Origin of the sequence: Pseudomonas sp. EA_35y_Pfl2_R5, assembly GCF_963970805.1 — a bacterium.
Lineage (GTDB): Bacteria > Pseudomonadota > Gammaproteobacteria > Pseudomonadales > Pseudomonadaceae > Aquipseudomonas.
This window is the reverse complement of sequence record NZ_CAXAOW010000019.1, coordinates 49,437-57,651: the sequence shown is the minus strand read 5'-3', so window position 1 is coordinate 57,651 and position 8,215 is coordinate 49,437. Positions and strand designations below refer to the sequence as shown.

The 8,215-nt window shown below is 49.2% G+C and carries 11 protein-coding genes, 1 tRNA gene and 1 pseudogene; 6 read left to right on the top strand and 7 right to left on the bottom strand.

The genetic code is table 11. From position 1 onward, the window contains the following. Nucleotides 1–444: 444 nt before the first annotated feature. The 4 genes from AACX99_RS20590 to AACX99_RS20575 all read left to right on the top strand — a co-directional run bounded on the left by AACX99_RS20590 (nucleotide 445) and on the right by AACX99_RS20575 (nucleotide 2,443). Nucleotides 445–960 carry a DUF2059 domain-containing protein gene (locus AACX99_RS20590; RefSeq protein WP_339414288.1) on the top strand — a complete coding sequence of 172 codons (516 nt, stop codon included), beginning with the start codon at nucleotides 445–447 and terminating at the stop codon, nucleotides 958–960. A 31-nt stretch (nucleotides 961–991) separates the two neighbouring features. Beyond that, nucleotides 992–1,402 carry a hypothetical protein gene (locus AACX99_RS20585; RefSeq protein WP_339414287.1) on the top strand — a complete coding sequence of 137 codons (411 nt, stop codon included), beginning with the start codon at nucleotides 992–994 and terminating at the stop codon, nucleotides 1,400–1,402. A 144-nt stretch (nucleotides 1,403–1,546) separates the two neighbouring features. After that, nucleotides 1,547–1,945 (top strand): hypothetical protein, encoded by a 399-nt coding sequence (locus AACX99_RS20580; protein ID WP_339414286.1) that lies wholly within the window; start codon nucleotides 1,547–1,549, stop codon nucleotides 1,943–1,945. 27 nt (nucleotides 1,946–1,972) lie between these two features. Continuing rightward, nucleotides 1,973–2,443 carry a hypothetical protein gene (locus tag AACX99_RS20575; protein WP_339414285.1) on the top strand — a complete coding sequence of 157 codons (471 nt, stop codon included), beginning with the start codon at nucleotides 1,973–1,975 and terminating at the stop codon, nucleotides 2,441–2,443. Here the strand turns inward: AACX99_RS20575 and AACX99_RS20570 are convergent, their stop codons facing one another. The 5 genes from AACX99_RS20570 to AACX99_RS20550 form a co-directional block, all read right to left on the bottom strand. Beyond that, a complete protein-coding gene (locus AACX99_RS20570) occupies nucleotides 2,444–3,193 on the bottom strand; it encodes a hypothetical protein (RefSeq protein WP_339414284.1) in 750 nt (249 codons plus the stop codon). It lies immediately after the preceding gene. Between the two features lie 21 nt (nucleotides 3,194–3,214). Further along, on the bottom strand, nucleotides 3,215–3,691 hold the full coding sequence (locus tag AACX99_RS20565; protein ID WP_339414283.1) for a DUF2569 domain-containing protein: 477 nt from the start codon (nucleotides 3,689–3,691) through the stop codon (nucleotides 3,215–3,217). 58 nt (nucleotides 3,692–3,749) lie between these two features. After that, on the bottom strand, nucleotides 3,750–3,956 hold the full coding sequence (locus tag AACX99_RS20560) for a hypothetical protein (RefSeq protein WP_339414282.1): 207 nt from the start codon (nucleotides 3,954–3,956) through the stop codon (nucleotides 3,750–3,752). A 49-nt stretch (nucleotides 3,957–4,005) separates the two neighbouring features. Further along, nucleotides 4,006–4,449, bottom strand: coding sequence for a hypothetical protein (locus AACX99_RS20555; RefSeq protein WP_339414281.1), 444 nt, complete (start codon nucleotides 4,447–4,449; stop codon nucleotides 4,006–4,008). 164 nt (nucleotides 4,450–4,613) lie between these two features. Next, nucleotides 4,614–5,111, bottom strand: a complete 498-nt coding sequence (locus tag AACX99_RS20550; RefSeq protein ID WP_339414280.1) for a hypothetical protein — start codon at nucleotides 5,109–5,111, stop codon at nucleotides 4,614–4,616. A gap of 477 nt (nucleotides 5,112–5,588) precedes the next feature. Here AACX99_RS20550 and AACX99_RS20545 point away from each other — a divergent pair. Next, a pseudogene (locus AACX99_RS20545) lies at nucleotides 5,589–5,681 on the top strand (DNA-binding protein); the annotation flags it as partial. 209 nt (nucleotides 5,682–5,890) lie between these two features. Further along, a tRNA-Ser gene (locus AACX99_RS20540) sits at nucleotides 5,891–5,980 on the top strand. 157 nt (nucleotides 5,981–6,137) lie between these two features. Here the strand turns inward: AACX99_RS20540 and AACX99_RS20535 are convergent. Next, a complete protein-coding gene (locus AACX99_RS20535; protein ID WP_339414279.1) occupies nucleotides 6,138–7,007 on the bottom strand; it encodes a phosphoribosylaminoimidazolesuccinocarboxamide synthase in 870 nt (289 codons plus the stop codon). 87 nt (nucleotides 7,008–7,094) lie between these two features. Then, complete coding sequence (gene bamC, locus AACX99_RS20530; RefSeq protein ID WP_339414278.1) at nucleotides 7,095–8,213, bottom strand: outer membrane protein assembly factor BamC; 1,119 nt, start codon at nucleotides 8,211–8,213, stop codon at nucleotides 7,095–7,097. Nucleotides 8,214–8,215: the final 2 nt, after the last annotated feature.

The following is an 8,215-nucleotide window of genomic DNA, read 5'->3' as shown; positions in this document are numbered from 1 at the left end:
CACTGAGCTGGCTCACCTGGGCCAACCAGCGCTGAAAGGCTTGAGTATCCATGGTGGGCTGACCTCACAAGCGGATGTCTGCCTTAAAGCTTAGTCCTTGCAACACGGTCTTGGGACATAGCCTTTTATTAGCTACAAACAAAAGGCCCTGAAATCTTTAACGATTTCAGGGCCTTTATGTATTTCGATATGGCGGGAAGATAGGGATTTGAACCCGTCTGTGAGCGTTTTAGTACGTGCCAAACCCGCTCAATACGGACTTTCCGCTCCCCTTACCCGCTCATTTCGGCTCAATTCAACACAGTGTTTTCGACACCATCGCTTTCTTGCCCGTGCCGTATCTCCTCAGAGCTAGTACCATTCTCGGCCCATGGCTTACCCCGCTAGTCAGTGTTGGCCACCCCTATCTGATTTACCAACCACCTGCTCAAGGAAGATCGCAGCATGCGTTACCTCATCGCAGCACTAACCCTTCTCATCGCATCCCAAACCTTCGCCGATGGCAAAAATCAAAAAATCGCAGAGCTTTTGAAAGCACAGGGCCTTGTTGATACCTGGGCACAGCAAATCGAAAGCAGCAAGGAATACAACAAGAAAATCAGCCAGCAGATAATGGGGCAAATAATGACAAGCCTTGCACCCAATGCAGACTTCAAGAGCCGGTTTGATCTAGCAAGTGAAAAATTCATTGAAAGCACCATTGCACCATGGACGCCACAAGACATGATCACTGTCTGGGCAGATTTTTATGGCCCAGGCTTTACAGAAGAGGAATTAGATCAACTGATTTCCTTCTACTCTTCACCTCTCGCCCAAAAAGAAATTAAAGTTGGTCGCATCGCACTGACTAATTTCACCAAACACTTTCAAGAGCTAAATCAGCCAATTGTAGAAAAAGCCACAAACCAATACATCACAGACCTTCAAGTAATTGCTACCGAATGCAACTGCGCCAAATAAAATTACTCGCCTTCAAGAGCAAGGAAGCCGAATGAAATCTATACTTAGAAAGATATTTCATGGAATGCTGTACGGTATCGGCTTTGGCTTGATTACCGGAGGCATATACTATTACCTAGTTATAAAGACCACCGAGGTTGCTATGAGTCGTTATTCATTTGAGGATGGCGCCGTAGAAATCATCGAGCATCGCAAGATCGAGCGCAATGATCGCCTTGTTATCTTAGGAAAAGTTACCAACGTGTCTGACAAGCCTGCGAACAATGTAAACGTTAACGTAGACCTATTTTTAAATGGGGATTTCGTAAAGCAGTGCGACGAGCTAATAAAAGGTGAAATCTCCGCCGGTGCAAGCAGGAATTTTGAACTTTTATGCGGATGCTGCAATAACGCGCCTATTGTCGAGCATGACTCATACGAGGTTTATTTAACAGGCTTCTAAAAGCTGTTATTAACCTAATCATAACCTGCCAATCATATCAACATATTGACAACCGCACTCCTTAGATAGTTATTAAAAGCAGGTCATGACAATACAGCCACATTGCGGAGTTGGCTTATTTAATTTATGCCCCTCAGGTACTGCATGAAAACCACGGCCTTATGTATCTTGCTAATAACGTTATACGGATGCGTTGGAATACACACAGACACTCAGAAATCTAAAACCTCAAAAGCACCAGACTTATACTATTTAAATGGCACGAAGCACCACTGGAGCAAAAGTGATCATCCCGAAAATGGTGATGTGACTTTAGAATCAGATCGCAAATGGTGCGGTGCTACTGTATGGGCAATAGTTCCAATCCCTTTAAAACTACCCGTTTGCAAAAACTATAAAAAAGTAAGCTTCCAAAATAACGAACCAACGACCCTCACTGAAGGCTGGGTAAACATCGGTAATTTTTATGGTTGCGGACCCGGCGTATGGCTTGGCTCGGCAATTTCAAATGGAAAAACAGCATCATTCTGCGTGGCAGAGTAAATCCTTTAAGGCTACGGAGCCACCAAATTGATCAATGGAAAATTGCTAAAACAATACGATATGCCAGTCGCACTTGGCATAACACACCTGACAACAATAGCCTTCCTGCTTAACAGCAGTGAGGACATGCCTTCATGGGTTGCCGCATATGCCTATTTTTTTGCATCAACCTGCATTTTGCTTAGCAATATTTTCCAGCCCACCAAAGGTTTTCTCTCAGGTATTGCAGTTGCTACTTTTATTGCGACTGTAATTAGGTCAATCCGTATTTCATCACTTAACCTGCACGGCCCTGGCGTCGACTTTCCGCTAGGTTTAATGGGTGCAGGCGCTGGCGTAATTGCTGCTCTGATTTATTCCAAGAGCAACACGGGCTGGGCCATTGGAGGCGGGTTCACTATTGGATGCGTAGGCACCTTAGGCGGCTATCTTCTTACTATGATCTTTGCGTGCAACACAGTGCTGTATTGCGGCCCTACTTTTTCATGGGGCTTTTAGTTACCCCATCGGGCTAAAACTGCTCGATGCTGAGCAATAACGTTGTTTCATACGATCACTATGATCCTGGCGATCATTGTCGTAGCGTGCTCGCCATGATCTGCATTCTTCGTGGTAGTGCTGTTTGGCGGCTTTGCGGCATTCGCGGTAGTCGATTGAGCCTTTGCGGTGGTTGGCGCATACGCTGCTGCTGTCGATGTAGTTATTGACGGCTACCCACTCGGCTAGGTAGTTCGTGCCGCCATTCCAGCTCTTGATCCACTGTGAGGTGTGCTCTCGCCTTACGGTGTTTGTCTTTCTTTCCGTACTGGTACTGGCCGCTGCAACCTGTGTGTAGGTTGGCGGCGTGTAGGTGCTGGCCGGTTGTTTGGGTGTGTAGTTACTGTCGTTGAATGAGTTCTGGCTTCGCTGCACCGCTAGCGCGGCTTGCTGCTCTGACCATTCAATATCAGCTTGGCTAGGCGATGGCTGTGCAACCTGTGGCACGGGCTCGAAAGGCGCTGGGGCCTCTTGGATGGGTTGCAGGGGTTCGCTGTAGGTTTGGGCTGGCTGCTCGCTGAAAACCGGCTGGCCGCCAATACGGATGGCCTGCTTAAGCTGGTTAACGTCGATGACGATTGGCTTGGCAAATAGCGCGATCAGAGCCCATGTGATCGCTGAGCCAACGCCCAGGATGACGACCGTACGCCATGGGGATTGCTTCTTGCTGTTGCGTATATAGTCCGGCGCATCATCCCAGTCGGATTTCATCACTGCTTCCTTGCCGTTAACCTACCTAACAAATGTTGCTTTTACCCGCTCTGAAACCATCATGTATGGAATCCAGATTGCAGCTGTTACAGCTGATTTGCCTAACTCCTTCACCGTTTCAGGGTCGAATATTTCGATATCTGGGATAACAAAACTAACAACAGCTGCGTCTACCAATATGAAAGACACCGTGAAAGCCAATATCCCGATATAAACCTTAGGGAACAATGTTCTTTTTGTAAAAAACAAAAAAGCCACACATACCCAAGCGACAACAAGAAGGCAATTTATGAGAAGCTCAGAGTATAACAATGGCGCCATGCCAGGAGTGTAATACTCCGTTCCAGGTGTCGTTAATAGCGCAAAATCGCCATTTGCAAACAAGTCTCGGTACATCGGATAGTATTCTGCAATCATTCTAAGCGGGCTAACAACTATCCCAAGCCCTACCAGAATCAACCATCCGCCCAGACCTTCGAGTTTCTTTTCTTCTGTCATGCTCATTCCCTTGAATGAATAATTATTTCGCAGTGCTGCGATATTGATGTTATTGAAACTATTGGATGGTATAGCGTTGCCGCTGGCCGCCAACACGGATGGCCTGCTTAAGCTGGTTAACGTCGATGACGATTGGCTTGGCAAATAGCGCGATCAGCCCCCATGTGATTGCAGAGCCAACGCCCAGAATGACGAGCGTACGCCATGGGGATTGCTTCTTGTTGTTGCGTATATAGTCCGGTGTATCATCCCAATCTAATTTCATGCTTGCTTCCCTGCTTTATATCCCGAATATAGCCTTATAAAATTTATAATTACTTCAGCTTAACCAAGTCAGAAATTATCGAAGAAAGCTTTTCCATTGCAGTACCATTACTAGTCGCTTCGATTTTCTTAAGCTCAATACTTGCAGTAGACTGCCCTTTATCTAACAAGAAATTTCTCTCAGTGGATGAAAGCTGATTAATTGAATTCAATACACCTTCCTCAAGCCCACCCTCTGTCGCAATATACAAACCCAAATATTTACTTTCAATGTTAGTCATTTCATTTTGAAAATATTTAATCTCATCAAGGCTCTGCTTATACAATTTCAAAAAGAAATATGCGAAAACCTCAACCACAATTACCAGAGATATTCTTGGCAAAAAGTGCGCAGCAATTTCAACCCCGCTTGTGAATAATGGCGCTTGCAAAACAGAATACCCTAAAATAACCACGCCAAATACAGTCGTAAATATCCCAAGAAGTAAATTCACATTCCCTCTTTTTGACTGATTTTGTATTTCGAGCTCCAGCCTTGAAATGGTTTTTATAAAAACATCTTCTCGCTGCTTAAATTTATGACCTTCCTTTATAGTGGCAGTTAATCTGCTGAAATATTCTTCAAACGTATTAGCTTCTAGCTTATCTTTGAGGTCATTTAGTATTTCGCTTTTTCATCCTTACTAAAAATCTCACCACTAATACTTCCGCTTTGCAATTTCTCAATAATTGAATCAAATTTCTTTTCAACATAAGCTAGCTTTCTTTCATAACCACTTAATAAAACCTCAACACTAAAATCATGCTTACTCCCCTTATCAGAATAGGAAAGCATTTCTGGCTTCAAGTAAGAAAAGAAGACATTCACAAAATATGCAACCAAAGCAACAGCAATGCCTGCAAAAATTAGTTTCGTATTGAAAATTGCATTTGCGAGAGCCCCTAACGTAGAAGGTATCTCAATATTTCCAGGCGAAAACACTAAAAATGCAGAAGCTGAAAGCGCGGATATAGCCGGAATCAATATATACAAAGCCTTTTCATTTTTCTTCCGCCCAAGACTTTCATAATATTTGTAATCAGCCTCAGCCTTTATGGCCTGCATCTCCGCTTCTGTATAATCGCTTACTTTTTTGTATCTTTTTTCAATCCCCACAAAAATCTCCACATGCGCTAATTCAATTCATCGTCGGGCATACCAGCGTCTAGCTACTTCCGTTTTAATCGCTATCCCGCGTTTTGATTGGGCAAGTTTGAATCGGCCTTTTCGTATTCAGGACTGATTTGTCCAGCCTCTGGCGCAATGTTCCCGCTTCCGATCCAAAGCGCAAATTGTGGGTATAGCCCTACGACAGCTTCAATCTCTTCCGCCTTGATCTCTCGAGTCTTAGCCGGATTCTTCAGGTTGCTCCACGTGTACCTGCTTATACCTGTCTGCAGCTCCAGTTGAGGCAGCTTCATTCCGCTGTGTCTCAGAACAGTTATTACGCGTTCTTTTATCATTCCAAAATCATCTATATTGGCTCTATCCAATTGACTCAATCCAAATATGATTCGATTCGACTAAAGTCAAATTGGATAGAGCAATTTTCCACTTAACGTGGAAATCCACACGAATAGTGACGGAACGAGCATGGAACTGGAAGTGCTGGAACCTTCGAGGCTGATAGGCCCGCAACAGGACGTTGAAACCGTCGAATCCTGGGCGGACCGCAACGGCCTTAGCTAAGACACAGCACATATCTGGGCCATGAGGCGGCTAGAGAAGATGGATAAGCACATGCCTTGATGGGCGATTGTTTAGCCTTCCACCTTCCACCTTCCAGATTTCGCCCCTGCTCACCGCCTTTGATCGCAAGCATCTGAAAGTATGCGAAAAATTTCAAACCAGGGGTTCGCCAAACGTACTTCAGCTGTTATTATGCGCGCCGCCACGGGAAGATGCCGGAGTGGCCGAACGGGACGGATTCGAAATCCGTTGTATCAGCGATGGTACCTAGGGTTCAAATCCCTATCTTCCCGCCATATAGCAGTACCGAAGCCCCTGACTTTTTAGCGAAGTCAGGGGCTTCGCGTTTCAGGCCGGTCAATCCATGTCGCAAGCGCAGCGCAGATCGAAAGCCACAAAAAAGGGGCCCCGTAGCGCCCCTTTCTGTCGAGGTGACCCGCGTGTTGCAGCGATTTAGACGGTCAGGCGGGTCAGGGCTTCGCGGTATTTGTCGGCGGTTTTCTGCGCGACGTCGGCGGGCACTGCGGGGGCTGGTGGTTCTTTGTTCCAGCCGGTGGACTCCAGCCAGTCACGCACAAACTGTTTGTCGAAGCTTGGCGGGTTTGTGCCTTCAGCATAGCTGTCCGCTGGCCAGAAGCGGCTGGAGTCCGGGGTCAGGGCTTCGTCCATCAGGGTCAGGGTGCCGTCTTCGTCGAGGCCGAATTCGAACTTGGTGTCGGCGATTATGATGCCGCGCGTGGCTGCGTATTCCACTGCTGCGCTGTACAGGGCAATGGAGGTGTCGCGCACTTTGGCGGCCAGCTCTGCACCGATGATCGCTTCGCACTGTTCGAAACTGATGTTCTCGTCATGGTCACCCACGGCGGCCTTAGTCGAGGGGGTGAAGATCGGTTGCGGCAATTTGGCCGCTTCTTTGAGGCCCGCTGGCAGTTGGATGCCGCAGACGGTGCCGCTCTTCTGGTATTCCTTCCAGCCGGAGCCGACGATATAGCCACGTACGATAGCTTCCACAGCGACCGGTTTAAGGCGCTTGGCAACTACTGCACGGCCCTCCACCAGCGGCAGTTCGGCGGCGGGGACGATGTCTTCGACCTTGTCACCGGTGAAGTGGTTAGGCACCAAATCCTTGAGCTTGTCGAACCAGAAGTTGGAGATGGCGGTGAGGATCTTGCCCTTGTCCGGGATCGGCTCACTGAGGATCACGTCGAATGCCGAAAGGCGGTCGGTGGCGACCATCAGCATGCGTTTGTCGTCGATCTCGTATAGATCACGAACTTTGCCCGAATAGATTTTCTTCAGGCTCAGGGTGGTGTCTGTGCTCATGTCGGAGTTTCCGCCTTTGGTAAACAAAACAGGCGAAACCCGCCGGGTTTCGCCTATTGGTTGTGCCGGTGCAGCAGTGGCCTGCTGTCAGCCAAGGTTTTCCTGGATCAGGTCCAGCACCTTGCGCGCCACATCGGCGGGGGCAATGGTGTTGAGGTCTTTTTCCACGGTGACCTGCACGCTGTCGCCAACGGCGGTCAGGCGTACCTGATAGCGCTCGGCACGAGCATCGATCTCTTCCTTGCTTGGTGCGCTGCCAAACACGCTGCCGAAGAATCCCGGCTTATCGTCCGGCTTCTGCGCGCGCTCAGCGAGGTTGATGTAGTACACGCCGAGGCTGCGGTTGATGTCGTCGATGCGCACATCAGCCATTTCCAGGGAACGCCCGACACCGGACCAGGCGCGGTCGAAATCGGCACCCAGGCTCAGCACCGGGTTGCCATTGCCGTCTTCGGACAGACTGACGCGATTCGGCGCATCGTAATCACGAGCAGCCAGCAGGGAGACCGAACCGCCCTGCTCGGCGCTGCGCGCCAGGGTCACGAGCATTTCATCCAGCAGCGCGGCATCCAGGCTTGGATTGCTGCTGCGGTTGGTGAAGGCAACATCGGCAGTACTGCCGGCTGGACGCTCGGCGCTGACCACGAAAATTTCGCTGGTATTGCGCTGCACCCCTGGCTCGATACGCACCCGCACGCGGGTTTCAGCTTCAGGGCTCACACCGGATACACGGCTGCTCAGACGACGCGCCATAGATTCCGACAGGGCATCAAAACGCTGCCAAGCGGTGCTGAATTCGCCGGTCTGTGGGCGTTCTTCTGCAATCTGGAAACCGTTGTCAGCAAAGAACTGACGCGCCACAGGCCAGACTTCAGCCGGTACGCGCTGCGCTACGACCCAACGCGATTCGCCGCTCTTCTGCAGGCTGAACTCGCTAGCATCACCGGCTACAGTCAGGGCTTGCGGGCGCGGCACGATAAATTCGCCGGTATCGGTGGTAGTCGCGACCTGCTGCGGCACGGGCAGCAATGGGTCGATGCGCTTGGCGTCGACGTTTGGCGGGATTTGCATCGTGGCCGTCTGACGGGCTTCGAGGTAGTCGCTGCCACGGTCACGGAAATAGCCGTTTTCGCCATAGATCCAGCCACAACCGCTGGTCCCAACGATGATCAGGGCCAGAGCAGAGAGTCCGGTGAGTCGCTTCATGC